Genomic DNA, 17228 nt, shown 5'->3' with positions numbered 1-17228 from the left:
CAGCCACAGGACAGTTGCGCTCGGACACGCGGCTGGAGGTCGCAGTTCGGTATTGACCCGATTGAGCCCCCAGGGAACGAAAATGGGCCTGAAGTAGAATGCACTTTTGAGAATACAAGCGCGTCACCGACGTCGGGGCGCGAGAGGATTGCGAGATTGAAGTGACCCTTGAAATCCCCGCCCTGCCACGTATCACTGCTCGTTTCAACGGTGACTACACTGGCGAGCTGAGCATCGACGACGTCAGCGAGTCATTCGCCGCCGAGAGCGACGAGCAACTGCGCGAAGTGATCCTCTCCCGAGTCAGCAGGGTCGCCGTTGAACTGGGCCGGCCTGTGAAGGTAACCACCACGGACAATGAGGGCGCATGGTCACTGGTGGTGCATCCCAGTGGCGAGATCGGTGGGGAGGAGCGTGTCCCCGATGAGCCGGCGATCGAGGAAAAGCCCCTCGCTTCGCTGATCTCACTGCCGTCGCATCCGGCAACCATGCCGACTCCGTCGATGCAGATCGAGGCCGAGCCCGAACCTGCACCCCTGGCCGGCCGCAGGTCGTTCCTCACGGAAGAGCGCAGAAAGGCCGATCGCGCCAAGAAGGGCTGGCGAGGGGTCATCGCCATGACCGGGCTGCCCATCACCGCGTCCACCAAGGAGCGCATAGAACGCGACGAGGCTCACACCGTCAGCCAGCACTGGCCCGGACCGCGGACAATCGCTATCGTGAACGGCAAGGGCGGCGCGAACAAGACACCGACCACCGCGATTCTGGCAGCGGTATTCGCGCGCAATGGCGGCTCCGGGGTGCTCGCCTGGGACAACAACGAGACGCGAGGGACGCTGGGCTGGCGAACAGAGCAGGGGCTGCACGACGCCACTGTCCAGACGCTGCTGCCGAACACGGAGCATCTGCTCTCCCCCGCCGCCCAGTCATCCGACCTGTCGCACTTCGTTCACCACCAGACGGGCGACAAGTACGATGTGCTCCGCTCGAATCCCACAATGCTTGCGACCCAGCAGCGAATCTCCTCGGACGACTTTGACAACTTGCATTCGATAGCGGCGAAGTACTTCCGCTTGATCTTCATTGATAGTGGCAACGACGAGTCGGCTGAACGCTGGCTGCGGATGATCGACCACACCGACCAGCTGGTGATCGCGACCACTGCTCTCGGCGAGCACGCGGAAGCTGGTGCGCTACTCCTCGAAGCGCTGTCGCAGCGCGACCAGGCATCCGCCCGCCTGGCATCCCAAGCGGTCGTCATCGTCTCGCAATCCGAGAAGACGGGTTCCGCCGCCGACGCACGAAAGGTCGCGGACGGCTTTGAGTCGTTGGCGCGGCAGGCCGTATCGGTGCCGTTCGATCCGGCGATTCACGGTGGGCGACTCGAGTACACCGCTCTCTCCTCGGCCTCACGGCGCGCGTGGCTTCACGCCGCTGCGGTCGTTGCGAAAGGGTTATGAACGTCAGAAACGTCTACCGATAATGCCAGCCATACCCCGGAGGGCGTGCCCGGTCCGCAGCCTCGACGTTTCGCGAAACATGTATTCATCGTGGAGCGCGCTAGGCAAGTACCCAACGGCATTCCGCCGTCACGCTGCTGACCCCACGGAACCGGCCATGACGACCATCGGCAGCCGACAGCGATAACCGACAGCGACAGCCGGCCGCTCAGGAGTGCGGAATCGCCGCGGTCATTCCACCGTCGACCACGAACTCGGCTCCCGTCGAATAGGCCGACTCCTCGCTGGCGAGGAACACGACAAGCGAGGAGACCTCCTCGGGCTGCGCCGGGCGTCCGAGGGGCACCTGCTGGCTCGCGAAATCGAGTTGTTCGGTCATTGGGGTCACGATGAAGCCCGGATGCACGGAGTTGACCCGCACGTTGTGACGCCCCAGCTCCACCGCCACGGACTTTGTGAGGCCACGCACCGCGAACTTGGAGGCGACGTAGCCGTGCAGTCCCGCGCTACCGCGCAGCCCCTCGACCGAGGAGATGTTGATGATCGACCCGTGCTTCGCCGCCTTCATCACCGGAACGACAGCCTTCATTCCGAGGAAGGTGCCGGTGAGGTTTACCGCGAGCACAGCGTTCCACATCTCGAGGGTGTACTTGTCAATGGCGGCCATGTTGCCGATTCCAGCGTTATTCACAAGAACGTCGACAGTGCCGAAAGCCTCGACAGTGGCGACGACGACATCCTGCCACTCGCTCTCCGATGTCACATCGAGGTGCTCGTAACGCACGGCCTCGCCGAGCTCAGCGGCGAGGGCGTGCCCCTCATCGTCCAGCACGTCGGCGATCACGACGCGTGCGCCTTCCCGCACGAAAGCTCGAGCGTGAGCTGCCCCCATTCCCCGGGCACCACCGGTGATGATCGCGACGGTGTTCTCAAGTCGTGCCATGATGACTCCTTCGTCAGGGTGTTGACAGTGCCGATTTCGACAGAACAGGTGCCGTCGAGATACCGGCGAGAAACAGGTCGGTGAGCTGGGCTGCGATGAGACTGCCGTCTTCCGGTCCATCCGCCGAATACCACTGCGGCAGGTAATGCAGGTCGCTGAAGAAGTTGGCCACCAAAACCGCTCGGGGGATATCGATGCGATAGCTGCCTTCGCGCTGGCCAGCCTCCACCAGCGCCGCGAACTGGTCGTTGTAAACACGACGACGGTGCTTCACCTCGAGTTGTTTCTCGACCGGCAACAGGTGTGCGGAGTGGAAAAACACGGTGCCCTCATCGATAAATTCGATCGAGGTCTCGATCACGTCGATGCACGCCGCCCGCAGCTTCTGCGCCGTCGAATCGCCGGTTGCGACAATCGCCGCCAAATGCTCGCCCTGCAGCGTGAGCAGATGCTCGTAGATGCCGAACAGCAGGTCGTCCTTTGAGCGAAAATAGTGGTACATCGCGCCCTTGGTGACTCCGGCCGCCTCGACGATCTGCTGCACAGAGGTGTTGGTGAAGCCGTGGCGGGCAAACAGGTCGACGGCCGCGGTGCGCACGGCATCCTTGACGCTCGTGATCGGCGACATCAGGTCACCGGACGGATGGATCCGCCCCCGTCGATCACGATGGTCTGGCCGGTGATCCAGGCCGCATCCGCGGAGAGCAGAAAGGCGACGACACCGGAGACGTCCTCCGGCACTCCCAAGCGGGCCAGCGGATAGATCGCGGCGGCCTCTGCCTCACGTCCGTTGTAGAGCGCCTCGGCGAACCGGGTCTTGATCACGGCGGGAGCCACCGCATTGACCCGGATATCCGGCGCCAACTCGAAGGCGAGTTGCGTCGTGAGCGAGATCAGGGCGGCCTTCGACACACCGTAAAATCCGATGCCCGGCGCCGCGGAGATCCCCGCAATCGAAGCGATGTTCACGATCGAGCCGTTGCGGGCGCCGATGCCTGCGGCCACGGCATCCCGAGACCAGTCGAGGGCCGCCATCACGTTGATCTCGAGGATCTTCGCCATGGCGGAGTGCTCGGTCGCCAGCGTCGGTCCGAAACTGGGGTTCACTCCCGCATTGCTCACGAAATGGTCGAGGAGCCCGAATTCACGGCCGACGAGGTCGAAGACCTCCGCCCGGTGGTCTGCGTCGTCGGCTTTGCCCGCGACCCAGAGGGCGGATGCGCCGAGTTCTGCCGCCGCCTCCCGCAGGGCATCCTCGCGGCGCGCGGTGATGAGCACGCGGGCGCCCTCGTCCACGAGCCGCTTGGCGATGGCGAACCCGATGCCGCGGCTCGCTCCGGTGATGAGGGCAGTGCGACCGTCGAAGCGATTCACGGGGGTCCTAACGGGGAATGCGGCGCAAACCGACTGTTCGGTATGCCCACCCTAGCGCTGTTGGGTACGCTGAAGGAGCCGACGACAATCGTCGGCTATCGACGGAGACGCTCATGACCCCCCTTGCTTCCAGCCGCCAATGGCATCTCGCAAATCGGCCAACTGGCGAACCGACCAGCAGCGATGTGCGATTCGTCACCGTTGACCTTGTGCCTCTCGCTGAAAACGAAGTGCGGGTACAGAACCTCTTCATCTCGGTCGACCCGTATATGCGCGGGCGCATGAACGACGTGAAGTCCTATGTACCGCCCTTCGCGCTCGACCAAGTGATGGACGCGGATGCCGTGGGCCGGGTGATCGAGTCCCGGTCCCCCGATCTCGCGGTGGGACAGCTTGTGCAGCACTTCCAGGGCTGGCGGGATGTCGCGCAGGGCGACGCGAGTCGGTTCACCGCGCGCGAGGAAGTGCCGGGCGTCACGCCATCCGTCTATCTGAGTGCGCTCGGCCTCACCGCGCTCACGGCCTGGGTGGGTCTTCTCGTGATCGCCGAGATGAAGCCGGGCGACACGGTCTTCGTGTCGGGAGCAGCCGGGGCGGTCGGATCCGCGGTGGGTCAGATCGCACGGCTTCGCGGTGCGGCCCGGGTGATCGGAAGCGCGGGCACCGACGAGAAGGTCGCGCTGCTCACCAGCCGCTACGGCTTCGACGCGGCCTTCAACTACAAGAACGGCACGGTGTCGCGGATGCTGCGCGAGGCCGCTCCCGACGGAATCGACGTGTACTTCGACAACGTGGGCGGCGACCATCTCGAAGCAGCCATCTTCGCGTTCAACGATGGCGGCCGCGCCGCGATCTGCGGAGCCATCAGCGCCTACAACTCCGAGCGCGCTGAGCCCGGCCCGCGCAATCTCGCCATGCTGATCTCTAAGGGCCTCACCCTGAAGGGCTTCACGATCCCGAGCTACCAGCAGTATGCTCCGGAGTTCTTTCGCGAGATCACCCCTTTGGTCACCTCGGGGGCATTCGTATTCGATGAGACAGTGATCGACGGTGTCGAGAACGCTTTCGACGCCTGGCAACGGCTCATGCACGGAGGCAACATCGGCAAGATGCTCGTGCGCGTCACCGAGGACAGATCTGCCGCTCATACTGAACGGGCAGGCAGTCCTGCGCGTTCCTGAGCAATTCTCGCGGCACCCGAGGTGAGAAACACACCCCTGTCGAGTATGGCCCTCATTTCGCGCCCCGACGGGTTGATCCGAGACAGGTCGATCCGAGACGGGTCGATCTGAGACTGGTCGATCAGATCGCGGTCGCAGTCGCGGTCCCAGTCCGGATCGCCCAGATGACAACAGCATTCGCGACCAGCGGTGCGGCAACCGGAAGAATTGTCGCCGTGAGGAGTCCGATGCCCACCGCAACAGCCATGCTGCTCCCCACCATGGCAATCAAACGGACCGCCCGGCGGAGGAAGCCGTGAGGGGTGCACTGAGAGCCAATGTTGGCGTTCAGAACCGTGCACCACGACGACGAGTCACCGCGATACCGCCGGCTAGAGCAACGCGATACCGCCGGCTAGAGCAACAGGAATTGCGGCAAGTGACCTTGCGGCAAGACCGAGGTTCATTGCCTGGGTGCCATCGAGAACAATCGTGCTCCAGAAGCTCCCGGTGAGAGTGAACGAGACGCACAGTCAACCGACCGATCCGCTCACGATGGCCAGACCCGCGATTCTCCGGCGAATCATGCGTGTCAGTTGGAGCGGTGTCCCTAAGGGCCTGACGGCCGTCGGGCATGAGTTCGGAACACCGCCTTGCCCGGCCGTCCATAACGTCTGCACTCGACAGGTGTAAGAGACCGGAGTGCTCGAGACGATCCAGCTCCGTAAACAGCTTCGTGACGCGCGACGACCGAAAACACGATAAGTACGATGAGGGGATGCTGGCTTCCGTGATCGCCGAGCTCCGCGCAGCGGGCTGCGTCTTCGCCGAAGAGGAGGCTGCACTCCTGATCGAAGCGGCATCGTCCCCGGCCGATTTACGGCAGTTGGTCGAGCGGCGGGTCTCCGGCATTCCGCTCGAGCACCTCCTCGGCTGGGTGAAGTTCAGCGGCCTGCGCATCTCCGTGGATGCCGGAGTGTTCGTTCCACGCCAGCGGACCGCCTTCCTGGTGGAGTGGGCCGTGGCGATGGCAGCTCCGGATGCTGTCGTGCTCGACCTCTGCTGCGGAGCTGGCGCGATCGGGGCGGCCATCGCCTCCCGGCTGCCGGGTATCGACCTGTACGCCGCCGATATCGACCCGGCGGCGGTTGCCAGTGCCCGCCGAAACCTCCGCCCCTCCCGTGTTTTCGAGGGTGACCTGTTTGATCCGTTGCCTCCCGCGCTCCGGGGCCGCATCGACATCCTGGTCGCCAATACCCCCTATGTGCCGACGGATGCCTTGGCCCTCATGCCCCCGGAGGCGCGGCTCTACGAGGCGCGGGTCGCGCTCGACGGCGGGTTAGACGGCCTTGACGTGCAGCGGAGCGTGGCGGAAGCCGCGCCGCACTGGCTTGCCCGCGGTGGGCACCTGTTCGTGGAGTCGAGCGAGGAGCAGGCCGCGCTGACCGCACAAGTCTTCGAAGCGAACGGGCTCATCCCTGAGATCGCGCAGTCTGGCGAGTTCTACTCCACCGTGGTGATCGGCACACTGCCCTGATCCGGTGAGGTATCGACCGACGCAAGGAACGGGATGACTGCCGCCAGCACCTCATCGGCTGGCCGAAGCGTATTACCGTGACCCCGGCCCGCCAAGGCCCGGAAGCTGGCGTGTGGCATGAGGGTGGCTGCTCGCTCGGAGTCGAGGTAGCGGGCGTGGTCCCGGGTGCCGGCGAGGAGAAGGGTCGGCGTTTCGAGCTGCGTGAGCCGGGCATCCGCTATCCCCGGTTCGAGCTCAACCTGGCGGAAGTACGCACGCAGGGCCAGTGGATCGTTGGCGAGGAAGGCCGCCGCTGTCTGCGGATCGATTGGGGTGCCGGAGTGCCTGGCCCAGCCCTCGAGAAACCCCGGCATGCCATTCGTACTAAGGGAGGCGTCGTAGTCGGGAAAAAACACTTCGGAGACGCTTCCACCGGGAGCCCGGTAGGTGCCTCCCGCTGAAATGAACGAGAGCATCCGTTCGGGCCGGGTGTCGGCGAGAGAGAATCCCGCGCGCGCTCCGAAGGAATAGCCGAAGACATGGGCGGCCGAAGCCTCCACGGCATCGAGCACGGCGAGAATGTCCGCGAGCACGAGCGGCATGCGATAGGCCGACTGCTCGTGCGGCTTGCCGCTTCGACCGTGTCCACGCAGGTCGAGTGAGATCACGCGGTAGTGATCCTGCAGTGCGGCGAGATAGCCGAATCCACGCCAGATCGATCGCGAAAGGGCCGATCCGTGTACCAGCAGGAGCGGGGGGCCTTCGCCACGTTCGTCAAATGAGATTCGTGTGCCGTCGATCGGATTCACGGTTTCGCTCACGGTTCCATCATCTCCCGCGACACTGTTCTGGGGCGTTCAGCCCTCCGCCGGGGCCGACGCGGGTTCGAGGAGGTACTCTTTCGCGTCGAAGCGGCGCACGGACCGGCGAAATAGCGCCGCGCGATGCGGCCACAGCGTGGTGTTACGGCCACCAGTGTCGAGATAGTAGCTCGAGCATCCGCCACTCACCCACACCGATTCCGCGAGATCGGCCTGCACCCGTTGGTTGTATCGGCGTTGCGCCTCAGCGGTCGGAACCACGAATGCAGCGCCACTCGCCGACATCGCATCGAGGGCCTTGAGCACGTAGTCGACCTGAGCTTCGATGATGTAGATGATGCTGTTGTGGCCGAGGGCCGAGTTCGGTCCGACGAGCAGGAACAGGTTCGGAAACCCGGCCACGGTCGTGCCATGCAGCGCCTCCATGTGGGGAGCCCACGCCTCGGAGAGGGTGACTCCGCCGACTCCGCGCACGAGCCGGGCAATCGGAGGCTCGGTCGCGTTGAACCCGGTACCGCCGATGAGCACATCGAATTCCCGCCGAGCGCCCCCGGCGGTGACGACCTCGCGACCATCGATCGAAGTGATGGACTCGGTGACGAGCTCGACGTTCGATCTGGTCACCGCTCGGTAGAAGTCGCTCGAGATGAGGATGCGCTTACAGCCGATGCGATAGTCGGGCGTGAGCTTGGCGCGTAACTGCGGGTCGGCCACCTGGCGTCGAAGGTACCCACGCGCGAAGGACTGCATCAGGCCTCCGATCGCCCTGCTTCGAAATCCCGCAAACCGGGTTTCGGCGAGCCGAAAGCTCCAGGCGCGGGAGGCACGCTGCAGCACCGGGAACCGCTGGAACAGTCGGACCCGCCGCTCCGTGGTTGGCGCATCCCCTCGCGGCACGATCCACGCGGGAGTCCGCTGGAACACGGTGAGCGAACCGACTGTCTTCTGCAGCTCAGGTACGAACTGGATCGCGGATGCCCCGGTGCCGATCACCGCGACGCGAAGGCCGGCGAGGTCGAGGTCATGGCGCCACCGGGAGGAATGAAACCGCACTCCCTCGAACTGCTCGAGGCCCGGAATCTGCGGCCAGACCGGATCGATGAGAGGACCAGCTGCGGAGACGAGCACCGAGGCGGTCAACTCCCCCGTGCTGGTGTGCAGCCGCCAGAACGCGGCGACAGCGTCCCAGGTCGCCTCCAGCAGCTCGGTGTCGAAGCGAATGCGGGGCCGGATGCCGAACCTGTCCGCGGTGGAGCGAAGATAGTCGAGGATCTCGGCTTGCCTGCCGTAGCGGTGTTTCCAGTCGTGCCTTGGCGCGAAAGAGAACGAATACAGGTCGCTGCGGATGTCGCAGGCGGCTCCCGGATAGGTGTTGTCGCGCCAGGTGCCCCCCACTTCGCTTCCACGCTCGACGATCACGAAGTCGTCGATCCCGTGACGCGCAAGCTGGATCGCCATACCGAGTCCGGCGAATCCCGAGCCGATTATCGCGACCCTCACATGAGTTGGCATGGGTCGAACTCCTCTGTGACGGTGGAGGGAGAATGCCACCACTTTACGCTCGGGATTAAGGACGGCCAGCCCTGCTCAGCGTCTGTTGAGGCGAGTTGGGTTATATTTCTTAGGATGTCACGCGTGCTGCGTGCGAAGGAAAGGTCTCATGGGTCGTCGAAGTTCAGGGTCAGGCGATCCGTCCTCGCGTTCCGTTGCGCCAATCCGCCACGGCCGACTCCACTCCTCGCATCCGGTGGCGGCGATCGCCAAGGTGCTCGCTGCTGCGGTTGCCGTCGTCGCGGTGAGCAGCGCTGCCGTAGGGGCCTTCGCCGTCTACGACGCGGTCTCGGCCAGCGGGCCGGGCATTCATCTCGCTCACCTGGCCGGAGCCCCCAGCGTGAAGGCCGCGCCGGCGGTTGGCCCGATCGATGGCGAGGTCAATCTGCTTTTGGCTGGCTCCGACACTCGCACGGCGCAAGTTGGTTACCAGACCAAGGCCGAGCTCGCCGGAAGCTCGGGCGCCGGCAATAACGACGTCACGATGCTTCTGCACGTTTCCGCCGACCATTCGAGCGCCACCGTGGTGAGCTTTCCCCGCGACCTTGTCTCGATCCCGCTCTGCGGCAAGGGCATCTCGTCGGCAATGTTCAATTCGACTCTCGCCCGCGGCCTCTCGTGCACGGTGCAGACGGTCGAGAAAATGACCGGCCTGTCGATCCCCTACGCCGCCATCATCACTTTCAATGGTGTCACTGGCATGTCAAACGCTGTGGGGGGCGTAACGGTGTGTCTGGCGACCCCGGTCAAGGATGACTACACCGACCCGCAACTCAATCTCCCCGCGGGCCAGCAGACCCTCGTGGGTGACACCGCGCTCTCATTCCTGCGCAGCCGCCACGGTGTGGGCGACGGAAGCGACCTCGGCAGAATCAGTAACCAGCAAGTTTTCCTCTCCGCCCTGACCCGCAAAATCACCGGCGAAGGTGTCCTTGGTAACCCGATCACACTCTACAAACTCGCGAATTCCGCGCTGTCGAATATGCATTTTTCGGACACCCTCAACCCAACCACCCTGGTCTCGATTGCTCTTGCGCTCAAGGGAATCGACCTTCACAAGATCGTGTTCCTGCAGTACCCCACCGTCGCCGACACGGCCGACCCCAACCGGGTTGTACCCTCGACAGGTCCGGCTGCGGCGCTCGTCGCCGCGCTTAAGGCCGACCAACCAATCTCGCTCACCGGCAAGCTCGGTCGCGCCGCGGTAGCCGATCCAACCGTCGCGTCCCCGGCCCCGGCACCAGCGGCCCCTGCACCAACGGCCTCAGGATCTGCCGCGCCATCGGTTGCCGCCACACCGGCTCCGACCTCGATCGCGCTTCCGTCCGCGATCACCGGCCAGAGCGCCGATCAGAATACCTGCACATCGAATAAGTAGCGCCCACCGTCGCGTGTCAGCGCTCCCAGGTCTGCACGAAGTGCGTGTAGCTCGCAGCGACACGTCGCACCAGTTCCTCATCGCTCGCCGTTCCGGCGAGGTGATCGGTGAGCGGCTTCTCCCAGATGCTGCGCCCGATCGCGAAGCCGCGAAAGCCATCGACAGCGGATGCCACCTCTAGCCAATGGTCCAGCCGCTGCTGTGTCGAATCCCGCCCAAGCACAATGCAACTCACCTTCGACCGTCCGCCGCGCTGGGCCGCGGACACAATGGTGCGAGCATCCTGCTCCGTCTCGAGACCCTCGACCTTCCAGATGTCGGGTTCTATTCCCTCGTCCTGCATTTCCTCGATGACCTGCGCCGTGAGCCCGGCACGCAATTCGGTGTCATAGCGCAGCGCATCGGATCCCACTGATTCGAGCTGGGACGGCGTGGCCGGCACCAAGAGCTCGACCAGGAACTTGCGCCCCGATGCCCGAATGGCATTCGACACCGTGACAAGTCGATCGAACTGCAGCAGCCGATTGAAGGACCCGTTCGGGTTGTCGCGCACAAGCACCTTCACCTGGTCGGGGCCAAATGCCTCGACATGACGCATCCACTCCCCGTCACCGAAAGTGCCGTATTCGAGCAGAAACAGCGGCTCACCACTGCGTTCGATCGGCATCGCAAGGTCGATACCAGCCTCCCGTGCCCGCACCGCGACGTCGGCACCGTAACGCTCGTCCACAAGCACAGCCACCCGGGAGATATCCACCCCGCCCTCGATGGCCCGAAGCAAGCCGTCGAATACGAGCCCCTTATGGGCGGAGACACGGGCAATCTGCTCCCCGGTCGGGTCGCCGTCGATTCCGTAGAGATCTCGAAGAAGGGAGTCACGATGATCCATCGCGAGGATAAACAGGTCGGAGTTCGAAGTCACCATCCTGACGGTACTCTGCTCCGCATCCGGTTTCGCTTCGCTACGGGTGATCTGCGTGCGGGTGATCCGCGTGCGGGTGATCTTTGGGGGTGGGTACGACCAGAACCGGGCAGGTAGCGAGCTGCACGCACTGACTACTGACCGATCCGAGAAGAAGGCCAGCGAACCCCCCGAGCCCGCGCGGTCCAACCACGAGCATGAGCGCAGGGGCAGCGAGCTGGGTGAGCAGCTGCGCCGGCTGAGCAAGGGCGGCACGATGGTGAAGGGCGACCTCAGGATGCCGCGAGCCGATCTCCGCCGTGTCGGCAATAAGCATCTTTCGCACCGTTTCGGTGACCTCGTCAAACGAGGAGACATAGCCATGGTTGTAGAGCGCACCGTGCGGGGCGGTATCGATGCTCCACGATCGCACCACCACGATGTCGACCCCGAGCTTCCCGGCGAAGTCAAAGGCGACTGCGAGAGCGGTATCGGAATCACCGGATCCGTCATGGCCGACGACGATACTGCCCTCCGGCACCGTGAACACCGGTGATGTGGTGGTGACAGCGGTGGTTGTGTCATTCATGGGTGAATTCCTTTGCGGGTGTGGGGATGAGGGCGGTGGTTCCGGGCACGTCAATGCGCTCGTGCGGACGAATCGCCCGGAGCGCATTCAGAATGGTCGCAAGGTCCACAATCTCCTGGATTCCCGCACCGAGAGTGGCGGGAATCACGCCGAACGTGGCGATGAGCATGAGACCGATGCTGAGCGCGATTCCCAGCCAGATGCTCTGCAGCGCGATCCGCACGGTGTCCTTCCCGATGCGGATTGCGAGAGCGACGAGGGAGATATCATCGAGCAGGATGACGGCACCGGCAGACTCGCTCGCGGCGGTCGCTCCGCGCGCGCCCATCGCGACGCCGACATCCGCTGCGGCCAGCACAGGAGCGTCGTTGACGCCGTCCCCGACCATGAGCACCGGCCGTGCGCTGATCGCCCTCACCGCGTCGACTTTGTCACCGGGCAGGCAGTCGGCGATGAAGCGCGAGATACCCACCGTCGACGCGACGTGCGACGCGGTTGCGCGAGCGTCGCCGGTGAGCATCACGGTCTCACGCACTCCGAGTGCGCCGAGTTGCGCGATCGTCGCCCGCGCATTCTCGCGCACCGGGTCGCTCGCGACGATCGTACCGGCGAAGCGGTAGTCGATTACCACGTAGATCGCCAGCTCACCCGAATTCAGCACAACGGCTTCGATACCCGGAGCCACCCCGGCCGCGAATGCGAGAGTTCCGATTGCAATGTGATGGCCATCGACGATCGCCGTGACACCCTGCGCCGCTACTTCTGTGGCCGCCTCCGTCGCGAGGAGTGAAAGGCCACGATCCTCGGCAGCCTGAACGAGGGAGGCAGCGAGCACGTGGGAGGAGAATCGCTCTGCGGACGCCACCCGAGCGAGAAGCCCGGCTTCCTCCCAGGGCTCGCAGGGCACTATCCGGGTGATGGTCGGTGCACCGACGGTGAGGGTGCCTGTCTTATCGAAGACGGCCGTGCGCACCCGAGCGAGCGTTTCGAGTACCCCGCCGCCCTTCACGATAATTCCGCGATGGGCTGCCCGGCTCATTCCCCCCAGAAAAGCGACCGGCGCGGCCAGCACGAGTGGGCACGGCGTGGCGAGCACGAGTACCTCGGCGAAACGAACCGGGTCTCCGGAGACGATCCACGCCACCGCAGCGATCAGCAACGAGACAACTGTGAAGGGGATTGCATAACGGTCGGCGAGGCGCACCACCGGGGCACGATTGCTCGAAGCCGACTCCACCAGCGCCACGATGGCCTGGAACTGGCTGTCCTTGGCCAGCGCCGAGGCCGAGATGGTGCTGGTCGTGACACCGTTGACGGATCCGCTGAGCACCGTTTCTCCGGCGAGTCTCGTCACCGGCATACTCTCGCCGGTGAGGGATGATTCGTCGAAAGCCGCACTCGCCGAAACCAGGCGCCCGTCGACCGGCACGACCTCCCCCGACCGCACGAGGATCGTGTCTCCGATGAGCACTTCCGCTGCGGCGATGTCTTCAATCTGATCGGAGCCCGGATGCGTGCGGTGGGCAACCTGCGGCTCGCGCGCGAGCAGCGCGTCCAGTTCGCGCCGCGCCCGACCCTGGGCAAAGTCCTCGAGGGCCTTACCCCCCGAGACCATGAGCACAATAATGATGCTTGCGAAGAACTCGCCGACCAGCACCGTCGAGACGATTGCCACAATGGCAAGGACGTCGATTCCGAAGATCTTCTTGCGCAGTTGGTTGATCATCTGCAGCGCTTCGATCGCCGCCACGAGGATCGCGAACACGCTGAACAACCAACGCGTGACCTCCCCGGCACCCACGAGCCAGAAGATCATTCCGACCAGACCCACGACAACGGTGGTCGTGACGATCGGGTAGCGGCGGCCAAACGTGAGAGCGCCTCGAAGGAGATTTACCAGTCGGTTCGACTCGCGGTGCATCGCCGGTCCTCTCGTCGTATTCCAGCTTCGAGCCCGTAGGAGACCGTGAGAGGGTCAAAGGTCCTGCACACTCAGTACCCACCGAAATCCTCCTTCCTGTCAACCCCTTCGCACAAACTGTCGCGGGCAGGCCGGCGTAAATACACTGAGCGGAGAGAGAGGGTGTCATGAGCGGTCCAGCATCAGAAAACATGGCCGGCCGGCTGCTCGGGGAGCGTTATCGCATCGAAACCGCCATCGGATTCGGCGGAATGGCGACGGTGTACCGAGCGACGGACGAAGCACTCGGGCGCGCCGTCGCCGTGAAGCTCTTCGATTCGATTTCCCACGATCCCGCCCGGCAGGAGAGCGAACTCGCCGTACTGGCGAGCCTCGACCATCACGGCGTCGTCAACCTCTACGACGCGGGTGTCGATCGCGATGATTTCGGGCGCAGCCGACGTTACCTCGTGATGGCTCTCGTCACCGGGCAGAACCTCCACGAGCGCATCCTGGTCTCTCCCATCGCTTCGCGCCACATCGCCGAGATCGGGTACGACATGGCGGAGGCCCTTGAATATATCCACGCACGAAACGTGCTTCATCGCGATATCAAGCCGGCCAACATCCTTCTGGTGGACTACGGCAGCGATGCACCGCGCGCACGGGCTAAACTCACCGACTTCGGCATCGCGTTATCTGACGACATCGAGCGGATGACGGCCGAGGGCGTGACCACCGGAACCGCCGCATACCTCAGCCCCGAGCAGGTTGCCGGTGCGCCGCTCACCCCCTCCAGCGACGTCTATTCACTCGGCCTCGTGCTTCTGCAGAGCTTCACGCGCGCGATTGAATTTCCGGGCTCGATGGTGGAGTCGGCGATGGCGCGACTGTCGCGTGGCCCGGTGATCCCGGATTTTCTGCCGCCGCATTGGCACGCCCTGCTCTCGGCAATGACCGCGCGCGACCCCGAGCAACGGCCGGTCGGCCTGGAACTCGTGTCGATGCTCCAGCAGGTGGTAATCGCCGACAGCGCCCGCCAGGAGGACACCGAAGCCGACACTTTCTACCCTTCTGACCCCGACCCCTCGAGCGATCGCTCCGCGATCCTCGACACGATCCCGGATGAGGCCCTTCACCGCGTCACGGCGATGGCGGCCCGCCTGTTCTCCGCGCCGATATCGATAGTGAGCGTCGTCGACCACGACCGCACGTGGTTCCGATCGCACTATGGCCCGGAAGTCGGGCAGATCGCACGCGAAGTCGACCTCAGGACGGCGACAATTCCGCGCGCCGAGCCGGTGATCATCGAAGACGGCCAGACCGACCCGCGCTCGCAGGACAACCATCTGTTCACCGGGCCGCTCGGCCTACGGTTCTACGTTGGAGTGCCATTAAAACGAAACGACGGACAGACGATCGGTACTCTCTCGGTGCTTGACTTCACCCCGCGCACGACAACGGCGACCGAGGTCGCAAATCTTCAGGACCTCGCCGCCCTCGTGGTTGCCCAATTGGAGGCGCGTCACGAAGGCTTACGCACGGTGGAGATGGCCGACCCGAGGCCGGCCTTCCCGCCACAGTCGGACCTGCTGCCGTCGGGCGCTTGATTCCGGGCCCCCGAAGTTTGGCCTGACTCATCCATCCCGGTCTGGTGGGGTTTGGGCCGCGCACTCACGCGAGCGTGAGGAAAAGTTTCTCCAGCTCGTCCACGGTCAGCGTGTTCTCACCGTCGTCACCGCTGATGCACTGGCGCATCGCGCTCGACACGATGGTGAACCCCGCTCGGTCGAGCGCGCTGGAGACTGCGGCGAGTTGGGTGACGACCTCCGTGCAGCTTCCTCCGCCCTCGACGGCGGCGATCACCGCAGCGAGCTGGCCCTGGGCGCGCTTCAGCCGGTTGAGGATTTTCTTCTGCTCCGTGGCGCGGCCGGCCGAAGCGTCGGGTGTTTGCACGGTGTCCGTCATGGCGTGATTCTTTCGTGTTGGAGGGCGGATTCGGTGGCGGTGCGGCCATCAGCCCAAGTGAGGTAGCCGCCGTCGAGGTTCCGCACGACGAACCCGTACTGGTTGAGTAGCCGCGCGGCAGTGTGACCGCGCTGACCGACCTTGCAGTGCACAACCAGGGGGCTGTCCGGCAGTTCGTCCAGCCGCATCCGCAGTTCGTCCAGCGGAATGTTGAGGGCACCCGGGATGCTTTCCACTGCGAATTCCGCGGCGGACCGCACATCGACCAGGGTCTCGCCGCGCTCCACCGCGGCGTCGAGTTCGTGCCACTGCACACTCGTCACGCTCCCGTGAGCGAGGTTGTCGGCCACGTACCCGAGCTGGTTGATCGGGTCCTTCGCCGAACCGTACTGTGGCGCATATGCGAGCTCAAGGCGGCTAAGGCCGGATGCCGTGATCCCACCGGCCATGGCGGTTGCAAGTATGTCGATGCGCTTGTCCACACCGGCTCCCCCGATAATCTGCGCGCCGAGAATGGCATCGGTGGCAGGGTCGACGAGCAGCTTGATATGCATCTGGTCCGCACCCGGATAGTAGGTTGCGTGCGAATCCGGGTGGGTGTGGATGACACGTGCCGGTCGCCCTGCGGCGACGAGGCGATGCTCGCTCCAACCGAGCATCCCGATGGTGAGGTCGAACAGGCCGACGATCGAGGTCCCCAGGGACGGTGCTGCGTCCGTCGGCACGCCCGCGATCGTATCCGCGGCCGCGCGCCCGTGTCGATTAGCGAGCCCCGCCATCGCCACGAGCGTGCCACGACCATCCACGGCATCGGTCTTTTCGGTTCCATCCCCGACCGCGAAGACATGCTCGTCGCTCGTCCGCTGGTGCGCGTCAACCCAGATACCGCCACTCTCTCCAATGCGGAGACCCGCATCCCGTGCCAACGAGGTGTCGGGATACACCCCGCTGGCAGAAATCACGAGGTCGGCGGTCAGTGTGGTTCCATCGCTGAGTGTGAGGAGGCCATCGCTCTCGGAGAGCACCGTCGTCGAGAGGCGCACATCCACTTCCGCAGCCTTCAGACGCTGCAAGACCAGGGCGGCCATCTCCGGATCGAGCGGAGACATGACCCGGCTGTTCCGCTGCACGAGCACCACCGACAGTCCCCGGTGCACGAGGTTCTCCACGGCCTCGAGCCCGATGAATCCTGCACCGATCACGACTGCGGTCCCCGTCACGAGATCCGACCGCGCATCGAGGGTCGCGGTGATGTGGTCAACGTCGTCGATCGTGCGCAGAGTGAATGTCGGGATGCTGTCATCCACCCGCCCAAGGGCGGTCATCGCGCCTCCGGCGAGCACAAGGTTGTCGTACCGTTCCGCGCGCCGAACGCCGGTGTGCACGTCCCGCACCGTCACGATCCGGGAAGTGCGGTCGATAGTCACCACCTCCTGCCCCGTATGCACTTCGATACGGAACCGCGCGGCGAGCGACTGCGGCGTTTGCAGTAAGAGAGCGGAACGATCAGCGATGATTCCTCCGACGAAATATGGCAGCCCGCAGTTCGCGAATGAGACGTAGTCGCCGCGCTCGAAGACCACAATCTCGGCGTGCTCATCGAGGCGACGCAGACGGGTGGCCGCCGACATCCCCCCGGCCACGCCGCCGACGATGACCGTGCGCAT

The 17228-nt window shown here is 64.6% G+C and carries 16 protein-coding genes; 5 read left to right on the top strand and 11 right to left on the bottom strand.

Going from position 1 to position 17228, the window contains the following annotated elements:
- Positions 1–161: 161 nt before the first annotated feature.
- Positions 162–1460, top strand: coding sequence for a MinD/ParA family ATP-binding protein (locus RCH11_RS01605; protein WP_327055228.1), 1299 nt, complete (start codon positions 162–164; stop codon positions 1458–1460).
- 208 nt (positions 1461–1668) lie between these two features.
- Here the strand turns inward: RCH11_RS01605 and RCH11_RS01600 are convergent, their stop codons facing one another.
- The 3 genes from RCH11_RS01600 to RCH11_RS01590 are packed head-to-tail and all read right to left on the bottom strand — an operon-like array spanning position 1669 to position 3777.
- Positions 1669–2403 (bottom strand): glucose 1-dehydrogenase, encoded by a 735-nt coding sequence (locus RCH11_RS01600; RefSeq protein WP_327055227.1) that lies wholly within the window; start codon positions 2401–2403, stop codon positions 1669–1671.
- 13 nt (positions 2404–2416) lie between these two features.
- A complete protein-coding gene (locus RCH11_RS01595; RefSeq protein ID WP_327055226.1) occupies positions 2417–3031 on the bottom strand; it encodes a TetR/AcrR family transcriptional regulator in 615 nt (204 codons plus the stop codon).
- Entirely contained in the window at positions 3031–3777 is a 747-nt protein-coding gene (locus RCH11_RS01590; protein ID WP_327055225.1) for an SDR family oxidoreductase, read from the bottom strand. Before RCH11_RS01590 ends, RCH11_RS01595 begins: the two co-directional genes overlap by 1 nt.
- 113 nt (positions 3778–3890) lie before the next feature.
- On the opposite strand from RCH11_RS01590, the gene RCH11_RS01585 reads away from it, so the two are divergent.
- Positions 3891–4958: an NADP-dependent oxidoreductase gene (locus RCH11_RS01585; protein ID WP_327055224.1), complete on the top strand. Its 1068-nt coding sequence runs from the start codon at positions 3891–3893 to the stop codon at positions 4956–4958.
- Positions 4959–5079: 121 nt separating this feature from the next.
- Here the strand turns inward: RCH11_RS01585 and RCH11_RS01580 are convergent, their stop codons facing one another.
- Positions 5080–5205 carry a hypothetical protein gene (locus RCH11_RS01580; RefSeq protein ID WP_327055223.1) on the bottom strand — a complete coding sequence of 42 codons (126 nt, stop codon included), beginning with the start codon at positions 5203–5205 and terminating at the stop codon, positions 5080–5082.
- A 510-nt stretch (positions 5206–5715) separates the two neighbouring features.
- Between RCH11_RS01580 and RCH11_RS01575 the strand changes: the two genes are divergently transcribed.
- The gene (locus RCH11_RS01575) at positions 5716–6474 is read left to right on the top strand and encodes a putative protein N(5)-glutamine methyltransferase (RefSeq protein WP_327055222.1); all 759 of its coding nucleotides are present in this window, start codon (positions 5716–5718) and stop codon (positions 6472–6474) included.
- Here RCH11_RS01575 and RCH11_RS01570 read toward each other — a convergent pair.
- On the bottom strand, positions 6441–7274 hold the full coding sequence (locus RCH11_RS01570; RefSeq protein WP_327055221.1) for an alpha/beta fold hydrolase: 834 nt from the start codon (positions 7272–7274) through the stop codon (positions 6441–6443). The genes RCH11_RS01575 and RCH11_RS01570 overlap by 34 nt on opposite strands.
- 36 nt (positions 7275–7310) lie before the next feature.
- Positions 7311–8786, bottom strand: a complete 1476-nt coding sequence (locus RCH11_RS01565) for a flavin-containing monooxygenase (RefSeq protein WP_327055220.1) — start codon at positions 8784–8786, stop codon at positions 7311–7313.
- 148 nt (positions 8787–8934) lie between these two features.
- Here RCH11_RS01565 and RCH11_RS01560 point away from each other — a divergent pair, with 148 nt between their 5' ends.
- A complete protein-coding gene (locus tag RCH11_RS01560; protein WP_327055219.1) occupies positions 8935–10203 on the top strand; it encodes an LCP family protein in 1269 nt (422 codons plus the stop codon).
- A gap of 16 nt (positions 10204–10219) precedes the next feature.
- Here the strand turns inward: RCH11_RS01560 and RCH11_RS01555 are convergent, their stop codons facing one another.
- From RCH11_RS01555 to RCH11_RS01545, 3 genes are read right to left on the bottom strand one after another with little or no spacing between them, the layout of a single operon-like run.
- On the bottom strand, positions 10220–11128 hold the full coding sequence (locus RCH11_RS01555; protein ID WP_327055218.1) for a 2-deoxy-5-keto-D-gluconate 6-phosphate aldolase domain-containing protein: 909 nt from the start codon (positions 11126–11128) through the stop codon (positions 10220–10222).
- Between the two features lie 37 nt (positions 11129–11165).
- On the bottom strand, positions 11166–11693 hold the full coding sequence (locus tag RCH11_RS01550) for a universal stress protein (RefSeq protein WP_327055217.1): 528 nt from the start codon (positions 11691–11693) through the stop codon (positions 11166–11168).
- Positions 11686–13614: a heavy metal translocating P-type ATPase gene (locus tag RCH11_RS01545; protein WP_327055216.1), complete on the bottom strand. Its 1929-nt coding sequence runs from the start codon at positions 13612–13614 to the stop codon at positions 11686–11688. The genes RCH11_RS01550 and RCH11_RS01545 overlap by 8 nt, the downstream gene beginning before the upstream one ends.
- Before the next feature lie 167 nt (positions 13615–13781).
- On the opposite strand from RCH11_RS01545, the gene RCH11_RS01540 reads away from it, so the two are divergent.
- A complete protein-coding gene (locus RCH11_RS01540) occupies positions 13782–15203 on the top strand; it encodes a GAF domain-containing serine/threonine-protein kinase (RefSeq protein WP_327055215.1) in 1422 nt (473 codons plus the stop codon).
- A gap of 64 nt (positions 15204–15267) precedes the next feature.
- On the opposite strand, the gene RCH11_RS01535 is transcribed toward RCH11_RS01540, so the two are convergent.
- Positions 15268–15561: a metal-sensitive transcriptional regulator gene (locus RCH11_RS01535; protein WP_327055214.1), complete on the bottom strand. Its 294-nt coding sequence runs from the start codon at positions 15559–15561 to the stop codon at positions 15268–15270.
- The gene (locus RCH11_RS01530) at positions 15558–17228 is read right to left on the bottom strand and encodes an FAD-dependent oxidoreductase (RefSeq protein WP_327055392.1); all 1671 of its coding nucleotides are present in this window, start codon (positions 17226–17228) and stop codon (positions 15558–15560) included. The genes RCH11_RS01535 and RCH11_RS01530 overlap by 4 nt, the downstream gene beginning before the upstream one ends.

Source organism: Glaciihabitans sp. GrIS 2.15, assembly GCF_035984695.1.
In the GTDB taxonomy this organism is placed as follows: domain Bacteria; phylum Actinomycetota; class Actinomycetes; order Actinomycetales; family Microbacteriaceae; genus Lacisediminihabitans.
This window is presented reverse-complemented; position numbering and strand designations above follow the sequence as displayed.